Annotated in this window: 19 protein-coding genes; 14 read left to right on the top strand and 5 right to left on the bottom strand. The window is 36.1% G+C overall.

From position 1 onward, the window contains the following. Positions 1 to 137: 137 nt before the first annotated feature. The 5 genes from ACE01R_RS15195 to ACE01R_RS15175 all read right to left on the bottom strand — a co-directional run bounded on the left by ACE01R_RS15195 (position 138) and on the right by ACE01R_RS15175 (position 3,815). On the bottom strand, positions 138 to 1,397 hold the full coding sequence (locus ACE01R_RS15195; protein ID WP_159373010.1) for a ParB/RepB/Spo0J family partition protein: 1,260 nt from the start codon (positions 1,395 to 1,397) through the stop codon (positions 138 to 140). Positions 1,398 to 1,414: 17 nt separating this feature from the next. Beyond that, positions 1,415 to 2,185 (bottom strand): ParA family protein, encoded by a 771-nt coding sequence (locus tag ACE01R_RS15190; protein ID WP_004282011.1) that lies wholly within the window; start codon positions 2,183 to 2,185, stop codon positions 1,415 to 1,417. Between the two features lie 73 nt (positions 2,186 to 2,258). Further along, positions 2,259 to 2,594, bottom strand: coding sequence for a TrfB-related DNA-binding protein (locus tag ACE01R_RS15185; RefSeq protein ID WP_159373009.1), 336 nt, complete (start codon positions 2,592 to 2,594; stop codon positions 2,259 to 2,261). 51 nt (positions 2,595 to 2,645) lie between these two features. Continuing rightward, the gene (locus tag ACE01R_RS15180; RefSeq protein WP_159373008.1) at positions 2,646 to 3,101 is read right to left on the bottom strand and encodes a hypothetical protein; all 456 of its coding nucleotides are present in this window, start codon (positions 3,099 to 3,101) and stop codon (positions 2,646 to 2,648) included. A gap of 219 nt (positions 3,102 to 3,320) precedes the next feature. Beyond that, entirely contained in the window at positions 3,321 to 3,815 is a 495-nt protein-coding gene (locus tag ACE01R_RS15175; RefSeq protein ID WP_395552318.1) for a hypothetical protein, read from the bottom strand. Between the two features lie 607 nt (positions 3,816 to 4,422). Here ACE01R_RS15175 and trbB point away from each other — a divergent pair. The 14 genes from trbB to ACE01R_RS15105 all read left to right on the top strand — a co-directional run bounded on the left by trbB (position 4,423) and on the right by ACE01R_RS15105 (position 18,219). Continuing rightward, positions 4,423 to 5,373: a P-type conjugative transfer ATPase TrbB gene (trbB, locus tag ACE01R_RS15170; RefSeq protein WP_004282008.1), complete on the top strand. Its 951-nt coding sequence runs from the start codon at positions 4,423 to 4,425 to the stop codon at positions 5,371 to 5,373. 10 nt (positions 5,374 to 5,383) lie between these two features. Next, on the top strand, positions 5,384 to 5,761 hold the full coding sequence (locus ACE01R_RS15165; RefSeq protein ID WP_000561381.1) for a TrbC/VirB2 family protein: 378 nt from the start codon (positions 5,384 to 5,386) through the stop codon (positions 5,759 to 5,761). A 53-nt stretch (positions 5,762 to 5,814) separates the two neighbouring features. Beyond that, a complete protein-coding gene (trbD, locus tag ACE01R_RS15160; protein ID WP_001292901.1) occupies positions 5,815 to 6,102 on the top strand; it encodes a conjugal transfer protein TrbD in 288 nt (95 codons plus the stop codon). 12 nt (positions 6,103 to 6,114) lie between these two features. Next, complete coding sequence (locus ACE01R_RS15155) at positions 6,115 to 8,604, top strand: hypothetical protein (protein ID WP_159373006.1); 2,490 nt, start codon at positions 6,115 to 6,117, stop codon at positions 8,602 to 8,604. Then, positions 8,576 to 8,974, top strand: a complete 399-nt coding sequence (locus ACE01R_RS15150) for a hypothetical protein (RefSeq protein ID WP_395552316.1) — start codon at positions 8,576 to 8,578, stop codon at positions 8,972 to 8,974. Before ACE01R_RS15155 ends, ACE01R_RS15150 begins: the two co-directional genes overlap by 29 nt. Before the next feature lie 40 nt (positions 8,975 to 9,014). Beyond that, positions 9,015 to 9,791: a type IV secretion system protein gene (locus ACE01R_RS15145; RefSeq protein ID WP_004282004.1), complete on the top strand. Its 777-nt coding sequence runs from the start codon at positions 9,015 to 9,017 to the stop codon at positions 9,789 to 9,791. A gap of 84 nt (positions 9,792 to 9,875) precedes the next feature. After that, on the top strand, positions 9,876 to 11,234 hold the full coding sequence (gene trbL / locus ACE01R_RS15140) for a P-type conjugative transfer protein TrbL (RefSeq protein ID WP_228128555.1): 1,359 nt from the start codon (positions 9,876 to 9,878) through the stop codon (positions 11,232 to 11,234). A 66-nt stretch (positions 11,235 to 11,300) separates the two neighbouring features. Continuing rightward, the gene (locus ACE01R_RS15135; protein ID WP_004282002.1) at positions 11,301 to 12,005 is read left to right on the top strand and encodes a VirB8/TrbF family protein; all 705 of its coding nucleotides are present in this window, start codon (positions 11,301 to 11,303) and stop codon (positions 12,003 to 12,005) included. Positions 12,006 to 12,032: 27 nt separating this feature from the next. After that, positions 12,033 to 13,064, top strand: coding sequence for a P-type conjugative transfer protein TrbG (trbG, locus tag ACE01R_RS15130; protein ID WP_080547883.1), 1,032 nt, complete (start codon positions 12,033 to 12,035; stop codon positions 13,062 to 13,064). A gap of 12 nt (positions 13,065 to 13,076) precedes the next feature. After that, positions 13,077 to 13,520, top strand: a complete 444-nt coding sequence (locus ACE01R_RS15125) for a hypothetical protein (protein WP_004282000.1) — start codon at positions 13,077 to 13,079, stop codon at positions 13,518 to 13,520. Next, positions 13,521 to 14,978, top strand: coding sequence for a TrbI/VirB10 family protein (locus ACE01R_RS15120; RefSeq protein WP_395552314.1), 1,458 nt, complete (start codon positions 13,521 to 13,523; stop codon positions 14,976 to 14,978). It begins immediately after the preceding gene. A 79-nt stretch (positions 14,979 to 15,057) separates the two neighbouring features. After that, positions 15,058 to 17,229, top strand: coding sequence for a DNA topoisomerase 3 (locus tag ACE01R_RS15115; protein WP_395552308.1), 2,172 nt, complete (start codon positions 15,058 to 15,060; stop codon positions 17,227 to 17,229). Then, complete coding sequence (locus ACE01R_RS15110) at positions 17,222 to 17,614, top strand: hypothetical protein (protein WP_064534728.1); 393 nt, start codon at positions 17,222 to 17,224, stop codon at positions 17,612 to 17,614. Before ACE01R_RS15115 ends, ACE01R_RS15110 begins: the two co-directional genes overlap by 8 nt. 167 nt (positions 17,615 to 17,781) lie before the next feature. Next, positions 17,782 to 18,219, top strand: coding sequence for a hypothetical protein (locus ACE01R_RS15105; RefSeq protein WP_064534726.1), 438 nt, complete (start codon positions 17,782 to 17,784; stop codon positions 18,217 to 18,219). Positions 18,220 to 18,352 lie beyond the last annotated feature (133 nt).

Genomic DNA, 18,352 nt, shown 5'->3' with positions numbered 1-18,352 from the left:
CAATTCTCCTATAGCTCTCGCTATCTTCAGGGGGTGAAATTAGTATATTATTAATAATAAAAGGATACAATAAAAGGTTACAATACAACACAAAAAAAAGGACTGTATTTTTTAACAGTCCTTTTCGTTAACGAAAGTTAGAAGCTAATATCTAAATCAAGGGTAGGAAACTCTTTGCGAAGCTCTCCTAGATGCCCTAAGAGCTTGCTCACGGCCTTAGACTGTAGTTTCTTACTCTCTTCATCAGTACCCTTCAATAAAGAGATTTTAAGCGCAATATACTGATCATCATCTTTTAATATTGGCTGAAGTTCATCAACATTTTTTAAGATAGATAAAACTTTTTCAGCTTTAGCTATGGTTGAGTCCTCTTGAGAAAAATCTACTTCAACTTCTGAAACATTAACATTTTCATTTGCTGTAGGTTTTGGAACACTGAGATCCTCATTAAAGCACTGTGGGCTAACCGATGCTTGTTCATTGGTAGAAATTGCTTCAGCTTCTTCAACTTCTCCAACCTGGCTCAATGGAGTTAAAACAGGTTTATTATAAACTTGGTTGATAAGCTCTTCATCAACAGGGCCGCCAGCTTGGATCTGTGCCTGGATCTGTTCCTCAATATCAATTTGTTTTGAGTTTTTTTCCTTTTCCTCTTTTTCTTTTTCTAGTTTTTCATCTAAGGATTTAAAGAACTTTCTCACTCCTGCCTGTGTAATTAATTTGCTCGATCCTTCAAAAGTTTCTAACCATTTTTGAATCTCAGCACTATGATTTTCCCACCGATTCACCAGGGTATTAATGGCTTCCAAATCATTGCACTGACCTAAATCGTATAAAAGTCTTAAACGGGGTGGCATTTGTAAAGCATTTAAATGTTTTGATACCCAAGCTGGCGGTTTTCCAGCACGTTTAGCTAAAGCTGACTTTGTTAAATTACCAGGTGCTAATAGTTTTCTTATTTTTTCTGCAATTTCAATAATTGATAAATCTTCACGCTGAATATTATCAATCATTTGATTCAATTCATCATGCTCATTATCAATGAACGCTGGAATCGTTTCTTGTTGGGCTATTTGTGAAGCTCTAAACCGTCTTGCTCCATTATTTATAATGAAGTGACCAGGCTTATCAGGGTTTTCACGTACTGAAATTGGAGTTAAAACACCATTTTCTTTTATAGATTCGGCTAGTTGCTCAAGCTGCAATTCATTAAAAATGGTACGCACGTTTAATGGATCTTCTTCAATCAAATCTAGTTTAATTAAAAGATTTTCTTTTTTGGCGTTTGATGAAGCCTTTTTCCCAACTAAATTACCGAAGTTAGCACCACTAATACCACCAAGGCTTGCGATAGCTGTACTTGATTTACCTAGCTGTGACTTATTTTCTTTAGACATATCTCTCACTCCAAAAATTACTGCATTTTCTCAATTTTCTCGAAAACCTCACTTAGCAACTGCTTCATTAGCTTTCCTGTTTCTTTTGACTTAGACAGCTCCCAAACAGCCTTGCCATCTGTTACTGCTTCGTCAATTACTTGTCTTTCATAGATTTCTGACTTGAAAAGCATATTTCCATAGTTTTCTTTTAATGAGCTTAAAATTTCTACTTGCAATGGACTACCACGCTTAACACGACTTGCAACCATACCTAAAAACTCTAGTCCTGGGTTATGCTGCTCTTTAACATTCTGAAAAGTATTAATGATTTGGGAAACACCATCAATTGAAAACTCTTTCATTTCAATAGGTGAAATTAGATAATCACCACAGACTAAAGAGATAATTTGAAGCGCGCCAGCAACAGGGGGTGTATCAAATACTATAAATAAATTTTCATGATGTTGTTTCAAGTTTTGAATGTTTTTTGCAAACAAGTCTAGATCTAAATCTTGCAAATTTAAAAGCTCAGGTGAAGCCTTAAAAATAGCATTGTTATCATTAAGCCCGATTTCTGAAAAATCTAATTCTTTTTGAAAAAGATCAAAAGTATAATTTTCTTTATACCCTCTTCGTGCAAAAACTTTTGATGCGTTCATTTGCGGATCTAAGTCAATAACCACGACACGATATGCTTTTTCAGCATATATAGCTGCATTACTTGCTAAAACCGTTTTACCTACACCACCCTTTTGGTTTGCAACTGTTAGGGCCACTGTCGGATTTTTAGAATTTTTAATGTCCATAAATTTCTCTCAATTATAGCTCTCGCTACCTTAATTTGATTTTAAGTTAATTTAAAATGATTGCAATAGAGTATTACATAGTTTTATTCAATCCTATTGATTGATGTTCCCGTTTCTCTATTTCAAGTATCTCTTGAGCGACATTTTTAGGAACAAAAACAGTAAGCTTTACCCAATCCTTTTTACCAGCATTTTTCTTAGAAAAAATAGCATAAACTTTTGAAACTGATTTATTTACTACTTGTCTTTGTAGATCATATTTCTTAGCAACTTCTGCAACAGACTTTCCATTGACTAACACCTCTTTACAGTAGGTTTTAGTACGGTCAAGCATAGAATCCAAGCAGGGCAGTAGATCATCCCACTGCTCACTTGTAATAGCGTTCGGGTAAATTGATTTGCCAGCCATATTTGCTCCTAAAAATTATTGCTGGGCCAGCTTAACTGGCCCAACTTAAAATTAGTCTAATAGAGATCTAATTACATCAACCTTAACATCATTCTCAAACTCTAATTGAGTATAAGCCCTGTGATAGCCATAAATAGCTAAGTTAGCTAAATTTGAAAAGCCCTTATTATGGTAATGCCAGGCTAAGATATTTAATGCACTTATTGAGCAAAACATACTGAAAGATTTAGCATCTAAACTTTCATTACGCATTGCATTTGGATTACCCACAATGAAGCATTGGTCACTATCTAACAACCAAAAACCTTGATCAAGCTTCCATTGGCCGCCAGTATAATCATCAGAAATCTTTGCAACATTAAACACATTTTGCTCATAAAAGAGCTTAAAAATTCCCGTGATAGGACAATCATCAGTGTTTAAAGTTTGAATCTTAGACTCGAACTGAACGCTATAACCTTTAAGCTCTGCTAACTCTTCAGGTGATCTTATTGCTAAAGTTACCATATTTGCTCCTGTAGCTTTCGCTACCTTTTTTGATTTAAATCATTAGATTAATTGATTAGTAAGACAAATGTTTTTACTACTTGTTAAAAAAACTAATATTTGCCTTGATAGATTCATTATATATAAGATTCCAAAAGATTACAATAAAGTATTACATTGTAATTTTGTAAACTTATGTAGACTATTTTTCATAGCCTACTTTTAAACCCTATATTTTCGTTAACGAAAATTTTTAAAAAGTCTTTTTGCATCATTATAAGCCTGCTTTGGCATATTTCTTTTATGACCAACCCACGATAGAACACTGTTTTTATTAATATTCATGACTTCAGAAATCTCTTGTGCTGACAAATTTGATAAAGTTTTAAAGCGGTTAAAATCGTTTGCCATAAAAATATTTTCCGCTTCTTCATTGTACCCATCCATTAACAACTGAAGATCCTGGACAGATAATTGATTTTCTTTATAAAGAGATTTTAAACCTTCAAGACCTGAAGACCAAAACTTATTTTTGGTCAGTACAGACTTGACTCTGCGTGATTTATGTTCATCAGCTGGAATAGACATATTGTTATTCAGAATGGCTTGAAAAGCATATTGGTAATTACTCCAAAAAGAAGCAATATCATTTACTTCCTTTTTGGCGTTTTCCATCCATACCGACTCATCTAGTACAGCTAATAGCTTTCCAATTTCTCTTAACAATACCGCCATTTCTCTTAATCCAAATTAATTTTAGACAGCATATCATCAGAAAAATAATTATGAAAAAAAGACCACTTAGGCCGTATAAACACTGACTATTAGATCACTAGATCTCGCCAATCTGTAATTAACTGTAAGTTAAGTTATCTTTTGTAAATAGAGCTTTTCATCAATCAATTTAATGTTTATATTTCGACCTATCAAAATATACATTTTGTTCAGTCATATTTAATGAAACCAATCGTTAATAATTAAATTTCATCATGAGATTTTTTAAATTACGTACAAAGGAAATGATACTTCTAATTTTGATTAGAAAAGTCTAATAAACATTAAGGGTTTGGTGAATGCCGTTACTAACTGATACTACTATAAGTGAGTCTATGCTTGTCGAAAGCCTGGAAAATGATGCAATTACTCACATTAGGATCATACCGATTGAAGGAAAGTTTTCTGTTTATATTTCATTGAATTGGAAAGATGGAGAATCTCTGTTAGTAACTTCGAAAAAGCAACCTCGTTTTTGGAGCAGCTTAGATCGACTTTTTAGATTTATAACTGACAAGTCTACTAACTCCCACAAACTTCAAATAAGCATTACTACAAAAGGGTAAAAATGACTATAGCCGATGCTAATACTTTACGAGTGTTAGATAAACTGAAGCGAGAAATGGGAACAAGCATTTTAAATCTACTGGAACAAGACGATGTTGTAGAAATAATGCTTAATCCCGATGGTCGCTTATGGTGTGAAAGAATTGGTAAAGAAATGGAAGTTTTCGGGGAAATGTCACCCTCTAACGCCATTTCAATGATGAATACAATTGCCAAACTTTTAGATACAACAATCACCAGTGAAAATCCTATTTTAGAATGTGAATTGCCGATTGATGGAAGTCGTTTTGAAGGGGTTATCCCTCCAATTGTTGCAAAACCTACTTTTTCACTCCGTAAAAAAGCAAAAAAGATTTTCACTTTAGATGATTATGTTCGTGATGGAATCATGGATGAATCTCAGAAACAACTAATTATTGACTGTGTAGATTCACGTAAAAACATATTGGTTGTAGGCGGTACTGGAACAGGTAAAACCACGTTAACTAATGCAATTATTGATTCAGTAGCTACTCGGCATCCTGATCACCGATTGATTATTATTGAGGATACTAACGAAATTCAATGTAAGAGTGAAAATGCAGTTGTCATGCGCTCAAACATTAATGTAAGTATGCTTGCCTTATTAAAAGTAACGATGCGAATGCGCCCTGATCGCATTCTAGTTGGTGAAGTACGGGGAGGGGGGGAAACACTAGCATTACTCAAGGCTTGGAATACGGGCCACCCTGGAGGGATCGCAACGGTACATGCGAATGATTCAAGAGCTGGATTAATTCGAATGGAACAGTTAATCAATGAAGTGTCAGCAAATCCAATGCAACAACTCATTGCTGAAGCCGTTAACGTAGTGGTCTGTATTGTAAAAACGCCCACAGGGCGAAAAATCAAAGAAATTATCACTGTAGATGGTTTTAAGAACGGTGATTACAAATTTTCATCATATAACTGAGAGATAAAAAATGATCGCAAATCCACAAATGGCATTTTTCCAAACACAAAAAAATGTCAAAAAAATTCTTGGTGTAGCTCTTATGCTTTTTGTTGTAGCTGCGCTTCTTCTTGTTCCTGACTTCGCTCATGCAGCTGGTGCTGGTGGTAGTGGTATGCCGTGGGAATCACCGCTTCAGAAGTTAGTTGACTCGCTAACAGGGCCAGTAGCAATCGGTATTTCTATTCTATGTATCTTGGGTGCTGGTTTAGCTTTGGCGTTTGGCGGTGAAATCACTGGCTTTGTGCGTACCATGATTGTGATTGTATTAGTTGTAGCTGTAATTGTATTTGCGGCTGGTTTCTTAACACAATTAACAGGCAAATCAGCTCTATTACCTGGTCTTTAATAATGTATTGCTAGTTGAGCATTGCTCAACTAGCGAAATTAAGGGTAGAAAATATGAGTGAGCTAAGACATACAGGAATCAATCGAAGTTTACACCGACCAAACTTAATGGCTGGTGGTGAACGTATTCCCGTTCTACTTGTAGGACTAATTACATTTGCATTGATTGCGGCTATCAAAACTCTACCAAGCATAGTAATTGGTATCATTTTATGGTTCGTTTCCATGTATTTTTTAAGACGTATGGCTAAATTTGATCCGTATGCTTCAGAAATATATAGGCGACAACTTAAACAACAAAAAATTTATCAACCTAAATCACGCCCGTTCCGTACCGAATAATAGGATTGAGTTATGTTTAAACTAAGTACATATCGTGATAAAGCAAAGGGTTTACCTGATTTACTAAACTTTGCTTCAGTTATAAATCCAGGGGTGGTTATCGGTAAAGATGGCTCTTTAATGGCAGGGTATTACTATCGAGCTGATGATATTTCCTCAGCTTCATTTGAAGAGCGCAACTACATTACAGCCCGTGTAAATGCAGCATTATCACGTTTTGGGGATGGGTGGGTTACATGGCATGATGCTGCTCGGATGACTGATAACTACTATCCTAATAATGAAGATAATTTTTTCCCTGATCCTATAAGTAGACTTATTGATCAACAAAGACGCTTAAAGTTTCAAAAAGAAGGTAATCACTTTGTCACTGAATATGTTTTAGTGATTTCCTATCTACCGCCCAACAAAACTTCAAGCAAATTATCTAGTATGGTTTGGGAGGATAGCCAAGAGTCAGAAAAGAAAAATAGTGAAGAAATCATCCTCGATTACTTTGAAAAACAACTGTCAATCTTTGAAGATTTGATAGCTAACGCGGTTCAGCTCCAACGCATGAACTCATATACATATACTGACGATTTCGGGAAAACACATACACGAGATCAATTAGTTAATTATTTGGAGTTCTGCGTAACTGGTAATTTCTTAGAAAAAAATATTCCTCCACATGGGGCATATTTAGATACTTTTGTTGGCAATCACTTATTAGTAACAGGGGATACGCCAAAAATAGATGATAACTTCATGTGCCTGGTAACAATCGAAGGCTATCCACCTGAGTCTTATCCAAATATTTTAGCCGTACTTGAAACACTACCGCTTGTTTATCGCTGGTCAAATCGCATGATCTACCTAGATCATCAAACAGCAATTAAAGAGCTGCGTAGTGTAGAAAAAAAGTGGCGACAAAAAGTGCGCGGTTTTATTTCTCAAACATTAAAAATGGAAGGGAAAATTAACCATGACGCTTTAGATATGGCAGAACATGCCAGTGCTGCGGTTCGTGATGCAGAAAGCGGCTTAGTTTCTTATGGTTACTTTACAAGCACAGTAGTAATTTTTGGAAAAAATCTAAAAAACTTACATGAAGATGCTCGTGCGGTTGTTCGTGAAATACAACGCCTGGGCTTTACTTGCCGTATTGAAAATATCAATTCATTAGAAAGCTGGATCGGCACTATTCCAGGTCATGCAGATGCAAATATTAGACGGCCTTTAATTCACACACTAAATCAAGCTGATCTTATTCCATTAAGTTCTGTATGGGCTGGTCGTCCAGAAAATCCATGTCCTTATTTCCCACCTAATTCACCCCCTTTACTATATGGGGCAACAAGTGGGGCAACGCCATTCCGATTAAATCTACATATTGACGATGTAGGTCATACTTTAATTATTGGCCCAACTGGTTCAGGTAAATCAGTTTTACTTAATACTCTTGCAGTTCAGTTTTTAAGATACCCCAATGCTCGTGTTTTTGCCTTTGATAAAGGTAACTCTATGTGGGCTGCATCTTTAGCATGTGGCGGCATTCATTATGACATTGGCGGTGATTTAGGTGATGCAAAAGATCTCCGTTTTGCACCATTACAATACATTGATTCTGACTCTGATTTTGCCTGGGCTTTAGATTGGCTTTCTACATGCTATGAACTTCAAGCAAAGAAACCACTAACACCAGCTCAAAGACAAATGCTCACCAAAGCTCTAGCTTCTTTCCGCGATTCAACTGTTGTTGGTCAACGTGGTTTAGTAGAGTTTATTTCTGAAATCCAAGAAGTCGATATTCGTAGTGCGTTAGATCCTTATGCTTCTACTGCTGCTGGCGGCATTCTTTCAGGTATCGAAGATAACCTAAATGTAAATGCTGGCTGGTGGACAGTTTTTGAAATCGAGAACCTCATGGAAATGGGGGAAGTGAACTTACTTCCTGTTCTCCTTTATTTATTTAGACGTATCGAAAAATCTTTAGATGGTCGTCCTACAATTTTGTCACTAGATGAAGCTTGGTTAATGTTAGGCCATCCAACATTTCGTGATAAAATTCGTGAATGGTTGAAAGTCTTGCGTAAAGCCAACTGTTCTGTCGTAATGGCTACTCAATCATTAACCGATGCTTTAAATTCAGGAATTTTCGATGTTTTAGTTGAAAACTGTTTAACTAAAATTCTTCTTCCTAATGCTGAAGCGGATAAAGAGGGTACTGATAAAGTGCCTGGCCCTTTGGATCTTTATAAAGCTATTGGCTTAAATGATGTTGAAATCAACATTATTAAAAACTCAACTCGTAAGCGTGATTATTACTATTTAAGTTCTGAAGGTAAACGACTGTTTACTTTAAGTTTAGATGATATTGCTCTTGCTTTTGTTGCTGCCAATTACAAAGACAACAATAAAGAAATGAGAGAGCTAATGGCAATTTACGGTAAAAATTGGCCTTTTGAATGGCTAAAACAAAAAGGAATAGATCATGACTTTATTAAAGAAGCTGTTGCTTAGTTCTATTGTGATAGGTGGAACTACTGTTTCATCTATGGCAATGGCTGACGATTTTGGTTGTAAAGCGGTTTTGTGTTTCGCTGGTGGTAAAGGCTTGGCTGAATGTGCTTCAACAATTATAGAAGTAAAAAAACGCCTAGCTAGAGGTAAAGGCTTTCCACACTGTTCTTTTGTGGGGCCAAGTGGAGAACAAAATCAAATTACTCAGCAATCCAATCCATTTACAAGACGCGTTTCTAGTTCACTCTGCCCCGATAGTGAAACACGGCCAAAAGTTATCTTTAATGGTCGTTACTGCAATGCAATCACTGTAACTTTTAAAGGTGCTAATCCAAACGGTGGCGATTTAACTCAAGAAATTAACTGGTAATCCATATCAATAATTTTCGTTAACGAAAAGGGTAAAGAAGATGAAACCTAAGTTTAAAAAGAAAGTCATAGCTGCGGTTGTAAGCGTAATAACTTCTTTCGGTGTTATTGCTCCAACTTTAACTATTTCAACAACTGCAAGTGCAACGGGTATCCCTGTTTTTGATGGGGGAAATTTTGCGAATATGCTAATTAATGCTACTAACCAAGCAACTCAAATTAGCCAACAAGTTAATCAGATTAACCAGGCAATACGTGGTAATGGTCTATCTGAGCAAATGTTGCGCCAATTAGGTATCAGCAACTATTCAGGCATTATTTCTCAAATGAGCAAACAAACATCGGATCTAAATAAGGTAATCCAGGCTTCAAATTCTTTGAAACAATCTGTAGGCCAGGTGCAAGCAGAATTTAAAGCTTTATATCCGAATGCACAAAGCTATAAAAATAAAACGCCTGATCAAATGCTAAGTGATTTTGGCAAATGGTCTAATCAGCTTCAGAATGCGAATGCTACGGCAATGCAAGCCCAAGCTAGTGTTAGTGCTATTGCGGATCGTAATGTAAAAATTGGGAATGTTTTAAGTGAATCTGCGGGGGCCGCTGGTGCTTCAACTGTTTCTCAAATCCAGGGTACTAATCAACTACTTGGGGTCTTAGGTCAACAAATGAATGATCTTCATTCTGTTTTGGCGACAGGACAACGAGCAACAATGGAAGCTCAAGCTCAAGCTCAGGCTGAAAAAGATGCTATGCGTTCCGACTGGAAAAACCGCAATACAAGTAATCTCGGTTCTTACTCAAGTAAAGGCTACTAAACATGAAGATGAAAATTTTAATCTTATGTTTTATTTCAGTTTTCATTGCTGCTTGCAGCAATGAAGCTGAACATAGCAATACAGATGAAAAAACTCAAAAAGATTGGGCTGATCGAAACAAGTCTAATATTGATTTTGAGAAGCATGAATCAAAGGGGTTCTAATATGATTTTGCCAGTAGTCAATAAGTCATTAAAAAAGAAGCTTTATTTACTTTTAGCTATAGTTTCTATTTTGGCGTTTACCTCACCAGCCCATGCGGTTGATGTGAATACTGTCAATTCTATGGTTGACCAGTTCAAGAATGCGGCTACTTCTTGGGAAGGCCCTCTATTAACGATTGCTACTGATCTATTTTGGCTCCTGGCAACTATTCAATTTACCTGGGCAATGATTGGTCTTGCTTTCCGAACTAATGATTTCGGGACATGGCTATCAACAATTTTTAACCAAATTATTTTTATTTGTTTCTTCTATTGGCTTTTAATAAATTCATCAAGTTTTGCTAAAGCGATTGTAGACAGTTTCCGAAATGCAGCTTCATCAGCTTCAGGTACAAGCCTACTAAAACCATCTGACTTTTTTGTAGAAGGTTTAAAAATCGTTGAAAAAATATTTAACTCGATTAGCGCATGGTCGCCAATGGATTCATTAGGAATGCTTATTGCGGCAATTATTATTATGATTTGCTTCGCTTTAATCTGTGCTTTCCTTGTATTAGCGTTAGTTGAAATGTATATTGTTGTTTCTGCCAGCGTCTTACTTATGGGCTTTGGTGGTTCTCAATGGACTAAAGATTATGCAATCCGCACATTACAATATGCGGTTTCAGTAGGCGCAAAAATTTTCGTATTACAGTTAATTGCTGGTATCGGTTTAGTTTTAATTAATGACTGGACAGCATCATTAGATGTAAACAAAAATATTGACCTTGTAGGAATTATCGGCTGTTCTGTTATCTTACTTGCGTTAACGAAAATTATTCCCGAAATGGTTCAAGGCATTATCAATGGTACGTCTATTGGAAGTGGTGGAGCTTTAACAAGTTCTTTAGCAACAGTAACAGGTGCGGCAGCTGGTGCAGCTATAGCAACTGCTGGTCAAAGTGCAGCTGTTTCTTCATCTTTTAAATTGGCAAGTGAACAACTTAAATCATCAGGTGCAAATGGCGGTGCAAATGGATCTACTCCTGGCGGTAAAAGTGGATCTGTACTTGGTTTGATTGGTCAAGCTGGCAAAAACTATGCTGGAGGGTTAGCTGGTGATCTTGGAGGGCGATTAACAGGAAAAACATCTAGTCATTCTACAGCTGGAACGTCTATCGGGGGTCGAATGGCTTCTTCTATGAACGCTCAAAAGGATTCATTAAAGAGCAAAAGAGAAGCTTCAGACAGCGGTGATAACAAACAGCCGCAAAGTGACAAAGACAATACTATTTCTTAATTATTCCTGATTCGATGGCTAGTTATTTTCTAGCCATCACTTAATTATCAAACATTAGGTAAAGCTATGTTTCTAAAATCTAAAAAAGGCACTGAAGAGCCTAAAAACACTTCAAACTCTTCAACTAATAGTAATCCGTATTTGAACGGCAGAAGAGAATGGATGGAACGCTACGGGTCTTATATTAAAGAGCGTAACCGCTGGCGTTTAATTTCACTTATCACTAGCTGTATTGCTTTAGTTGCTGTTTTTGGCGTTATTTATATCGGATCTCAAAGCAAATATGTACCGTATGTTGTTCAAGTGGATCGCTTAGGTTCAACTGTCGGTACTCAACGTGCAGATATTGCTATGAAGCCTGATAGTCGTATTATTAAAGCTCAAATTGCTTCATTCATTGAAGGTAGTCGTAGTGTATATACTGACTTTGAAGCTCAAAAAGGCTTGGTTAATAATGTTTATTCAATGCTAAAAACTGGAAGCCCAGCGCACAACAAAATGACAGCTTTCTATAAAGCAAATATTCCATTTAAACGTGCTGAAACGGAAACAGTTAGTATTCAAATTCATAATGTGTTGCCAATTTCAGAAAACTCTTGGCGTGTTGAATGGTTGGAGCAAAAACATAACCGTGAAGGTCTTGCACTTTCTTCGGTAGAAATGTCTGCAATTACTACTATTCAAATTACACCTCCTACCGATGAAGCAAATATTTTGCGTAATCCGATGGGCGTATTTGTTCAAGACTTCAACTGGTCAACCAAATTCTAAGAAATCTCTGATATAGGAATATTTAAAATGAAAAAATCGCTTTCACTTGCAGTAGCTTTAGTTTTTACCAGTCCAGCTTTTGCAAATAATGCAGTAGATCCAGCTCAAGCATCGGAAATTCTCGCCCAACAAGCGGCACAATTAAACAACGGTGGCGTAAACAATCAAACTATTAATCAACTTTTGCAGACTGCTAATCAAGCTCAACAACAACTAGGCCAAGCACCTATTGGAAATGGTATTGCTAGCGGTGCAAACAATACTGTGCCAGTGAACTATTTCAACGGTGTTCAACCAAAACTATCACCAAAAGAGATTAAAGGTGTTGCTACTGCGAACTCATGGATTAAACGTAACGATATGCCTACTCATGGCAATGAGGGGGCTGTAGTGTTTGCGTATGGGGCCAGCTTGCCAACTATTGTATGTGCGCCTTTATATGCTTGTACGCTGAAATTGCAGCCTGGGGAAGTTATTCAGCAAATTGATATTGCTGACAATGTGCGCTGGAATGTTGCCCCTTCAGTAGTAGGATCGGGTGATAATCAAACGTCTGTAATTATTATCAAGCCGAAAGATAGTAACCTAGAAACAAACATGACTATCTCAACAGATAGACGTTTGTATGTTGTTAAGCTGCTTAGTCGCTTGAAAGATTGGATGCCTTTAGCAGCCTTCAGTTATCCCGAAGATACTCAAGCTGCTTGGGAAAAATACAACCAGCAAGTTAAGTCTTATAATGCAAATAATATTATGTCGAATGGACAAAATATTTCTAACTTAGACTTTAACTTTAAAATTAGTGGCAATAATACTCCGTGGAAACCTTTGCGCGTCTATACAGATGGATCAAAAACCTATATTCAATTTAGTGAAAATGTGACACGTACTAACGATAATTTACCTGTGCTTTTAGCTATTGGTTCTGACAAAAAAGAACAGCTGATTAACTACCGTTTAGTAGGTGATCGTTTTGTAGTTGATAACGTGATTGATCATGCAATGCTAATTAGTGGTGTAGGACGAAAACAAGCCCGTGTTGACATTAAACGTAAATAAGGGGAGCTAACCATGAAAAAACTTACTAAAGCACTTACGCTCTCTATTACATCAATACTAGCCTTAAATTTTGTAGGTTGTACTACAACGCCAAAAGGATCAAGTGTTTATGGTGTAAACAATTCTAATGCGGTTGTAGTATCCGAAGTAATTTCTAATTACGTCCAGCTAAAAGCTCCTGCGGCCAATACCAATTTACTGATTGTACCTGACCGTAAAAAGTCAGTTATTTATAGCAATGTTCAGACAGTTTTGCAGAATAAAGGCTATGCAATTGTTGAAGCCCCCCTTCCTGAAAATACATTAGTTACAGTTCTAAAATACCGTGTTTCGCCTGTAGCTGATAATGCTGTTTCTATCGTTATTAACTTGGCTGGTAATGAAGCTGTTGGCATGGCTTTTAAAGTTAATAATCAATGGAAGCCATTCACAAGCTACACAGTCAAGGAGAATTAAATGTCTGATTTAGATAAAAAAAATCCAGGTATAGATAATGCTAATCTCCATGATGATAGAACACCTGATATGCAGCAAGGGGAGTCTAAAGCACTAACTGGTGGACGTAGACTCACAAAATTTCCACTTATCATTATCGGATGTGTGGTTGGCTTAGTTTTATTTCTAACTGCTCTAGCAATGATGAAAGCAGGCAATAATGAAGATACTCAAAAAGAGGAAGAGCAAGCTCAAAGCAATAATGAAAGTGCAAATCCTAATGATCTATTTGCAAATACGGGATCAGGATCTATTCCTGTGAACAATCTTCAAGCTCCTGGATGCTTAGAGCCTGTTTTAGACCTTCAGGGAAACCCTGTAATTGGTACAGATGGCACACCTCAACAACAACCATGTACTGCAACTGATCCAAATCAACAAGCTGTTACTGTTAATGTTATTGAGGGATCGCCAGAAGATATTGCAAACAAAAGACGTATCATGTTACTTGAAGCTGAAAGACGTAATATTGATATGAGATTACAAGCCAAGCAAGCAGAACAACAAGCCGTTTTCCAATCTAAAATGAATCGCCTACAAAGCCTGGAACAGCAAAGAGCTAACTCACAAAATGATCTTGGTGCGGTTCTAGGTGCGCCCACATCAACGGGAAATAACTCAGCTGGATTAAGATCTGTTAACGGATCTCAGCAGCCTAATAGTGACTTAAATGGCTTACTAGGTGGGGCTGGTGGTCAAGATAGCTTTATGCCTGGTGGTGGTGGAAATAAAGATGATATGTATTCAATCAATCGTCAAGGTGAAAAAGAACAGTGGACACAACGCCCATCTAACGATAATTTTTATCTTGCTAAAGCTCTGATTGATCCTATGAGTGACTATGAAGTTAAAACAGGTACTGTCATTCCTGCTACGTTAGTTACTGGTATGAATAGTGATTTACCAGGTCAAATTATCGGTCAAGTTCGACAAAATGTTTATGATTCTACAAGTGGTCGTTTTTTACTTATCCCACAAGGATCTAAGTTAATTGGAACTTATGATAATGGTGTAACGATGGGTCAACAACGTGGCCTAGTCGCTTGGCAACGCATTATTTTCCCTAATGGCTCTTCAATGTCACTCGGTACAATGCAAGGTACGGATAAAGCTGGATATGCTGGATTTAAAGATAAAGTTGACAATCACTATGGCAGAATATTCGGTCAAGCTACTTTAATTTCTATGTTTTCTGCTTTGGGTCAAATTGCTGTTAGCGATAATGGCAATACTAACCAATCAAGCTCACAAGATAATCGTGAAACACTAGCTGAAGAGCTAGGCCGCCAGTGGTCACAAACGGGGCAAGAGTTGATTAAGCGAAATCTAAATATTGCTCCTACAATCCGTATTCGCCCAGGTTATGAATTTAATGTCATGGTCAATAAAGATATGATTCTTAAACCATACGGTAAGTAACTTTAAAACTATGAGGGATTAAATCCCTCATAGTTATTTTTAATTTTTATACTAAATCTAATAAAACGAAGGTGGTTACATGAGCCGATTATTTATTGCAGAAAAACCTGAATTAGCTAAAGCTATTGCATCACAAGTTGCATCCTCTTTCACAAAAAATGATGGTTATTTTGAATGCAGCAATGGTGATAAAGTTACCTGGTGTTTTGGTCACATGCTGAAACTATCTGATCCTGAAGATTACGACTCAAAATATGCAAAGTGGAACATGGCTGATCTTCCCTTTTGTCATGTGCCGTGGACAAAAAAAATAAGTGACGACAAAAAGAAACAAGTTAATATAATCAAAAGTCTAACTAAAAATGCTCAATCAATAGTAAATGCTGGTGATCCTGACGATGAAGGTCAATTGCTGGTAGATGAGCTATTAGAGTTTTTTGGAAATAATAAACCTGTTTACCGTGTTTTAGTTAATGACTATACGCCAGCAATTGTTAAACGCGCTTTAGATGGAATTGAAAGTAATAGTAAATATGAACATTTAGGATTCCAAGCTGAAGCACGAAGTGTTGCGGATCAACTTTTTGGATATAACTTAACTCGCGGCTATACGCTTCAAGCTGGATCGGATGGGGTCTTATCAGTAGGTAGGGTACAAACTCCAATTTTAGGGCTGGTTGTAAGACGCTATCGAGAATTTAACAGTCACAAGAAAAGTTATTACTACAATGTAAAAGGCAGTTTCGATTTTGGCGTAACATACATCGGAAATTATGTTGTAAGAGATAATGATCCTGTAGATGAAAAGAAACGGATTATTGATAAAGTTTTTGCTGAAAATATTAAAAATGATATTCACGGAAAGCCTGCGATTATTACCAGCGTTGTGACTGAGAAAAAGCAAACTAATCCACCGCTACCATATAATCTTTTAACGCTTCAATCAGATGCTTCTCGAAAGTTTGGGTATAAACCTGATCAAGTAAAAGCAATTACTCAAGAATTACGAGAAAAATATAAACTAATTACTTATAATAGATCCGATTGTGAGTATCTTAATGAAGAAATGCACAATGACGCACCAGCTGTTTTAAATGTAATTAGCCAAAACTCTAGTGTTTTTAAAAATGTTATTTTAAATGCCAATTCAAGTATTAAAAGCCGCGCATTCAATAGTGATAAAGTTTCTGCTCATCATGCGATTATTCCAACACAATCAACACATGATATTAGCACTTTAAAGGAAGAGCTAAAGAACATATATTTTCTGATCGCTCGTGCATATATTGCACAATTTTATCCTAAGTATGAATATGATGAAACAACGGTTATTACTGAATGCTCAGGCTATCAGTTCAAAACAGTTTCCAATGTTCCGACTGCCTGGGGTTGGAAAACTCTTTATAAAAATGATGTAGGAAATGATGATATAGCAGACAATCCCGAAGCACAAAATTTAGATTTAAGATCCCTAGAAAATAATAGCCAGGGCAATTGTACTCAAGGTATATTTGAGCAAAAAGAAACTAAGCCAGCCCCCCTCTATACAATAGCTACCTTGTTGAAGGATTTAACTCGTGCTGCTAAGTACATTAAAGATCCAAAGCTAAAACAAATCTTAGTAGATAAAGATAAAGATAAGGCTTCAGATCATGGATCTATTGGCACACCTGCGACCAGGGATAGCATTATTGCTACTTTGTTTAACCGTGGATTCTTGGTTGAAAAAGGGAAAAATATTATTCCTACAACAACAGGGGAAAAGCTCTATGACGCACTACCCGATACAATTAAATACCCTGATATGACAGCAATTTGGCATGAACAAATTAAGGAAATACGCCAAAAAAATGAAGTTCAAACCTTCATATCTCAGCTCATGAACTTTATCAGTAGTGAAATTGACCAAGTAAAGCAAAAACAACTAAATGTAGTGGATAAATCGCACAAATGCCCTACTTGTAGTGATGGATACCTGAAAAAAAATACTCGTGGGAAAAAGCCATTTTGGGGATGCTCGAACTACCCAAATTGTACTCATACTCAACCTGATCTAAAGGGAAAACCTGGCCCTATTATGAAAAAAGTTGAACTTTCAAATTTTGAATGTAAGAGCTGCAATTCAAAATTAATATTACGTCAAGGAAAAAGCTCAAAAACTAAAAAGAATTACAAATTTTGGTCATGTTCTGCATATCCTAAATGCACAACCACTTATTTAGATAATAATGGTGCGCCAAAATATGAATAATGCAGAATTTTTTCTTCTTATGAAATCGCTAGGATTCTCTTCAGCTGAAGAAATTCACCGATATATTAGTATTAAAAAGTTTCGGGGATTTACTAATATAAAGGCTATTCAGACTTGGATAGATGCTCATAACCAGCAAAATAAAATAATTCCCTCCGATGTAGTAGAACATTTTGTTGAGCTTCATAATTACATGATTAAGCAAACTGAAAATCCATATTATCAGAAGGCTAAATGTTTATATATTTATGAAAGTGATCAACAAATGTGGGAAATGCTCTCTCATTTAAAAGGACTACCTCAGCAATATCTTATTAATTTCTATATTTTATTAATTATTAAATATGGAAATCTAAGGTTTAAGTTTTATAAAAAACAGTTCTAGTTATTATTAAAGGAAAGGATAGTTAATATCCTTTCCTTTTTTCAAATAATAAATATGATAAATAAAAACTAAATACATAAACAATAGATATTATTTCTACAAAATATCATCTATTTAAAACCAAAACGATATGATACATTCACCCTATTTTATATTAAGGATCTAAGATGAAAAAACTATTTATATCTTTTTGCTTTATGATTCCTGTTGTTTCTTTTGCTCAACAACCTAAGTGGGAATTAGTAAATGCTTTTGTTCAATCTAAAGAAGAGTTAGTAAAAGTTTATTTAGACAAAAATTCAGTAAAAACAAATGACAATGATGTTCGCTCTTTTGATATGAAGATGATTTATCCGAATTCTAAACATAATTTTCAGGCAAATTTTACTGTTATGTGTTCACGTGGATATTACTTGGAGGATAAATATCTTGGTAAGCCAAACTCACCAAAAGAGTGGGCGTACATATTTACAAGAAACACAGTGATGGGAGATATAAAGCTTACTCCTAGTTTAGCATTTCATGCAGTATGTGCAGATAGACTTTGGAAAAACAATGATGTGAACACAATTGAATTTCAAAACAAAGCTGCTGGATCACTTTAAACTATGCGCGTACAGCATAGTTTTAATCTTTGGCGTAGTAACTTAGGTTTCATTCAAATGAAGATCACTGAGGATCTGAAGAGAACCTATGGCCCAGGTTAAGCATGTGTACCAGGCAAAAGGAACGACTGGC

The organism is Acinetobacter sp. BSP-28 (assembly GCF_044130285.1).
GTDB lineage: Bacteria > Pseudomonadota > Gammaproteobacteria > Pseudomonadales > Moraxellaceae > Acinetobacter.
Note: the sequence above shows the minus strand (reverse complement) of the source record. Positions and strands in the feature narration are given on the sequence as shown.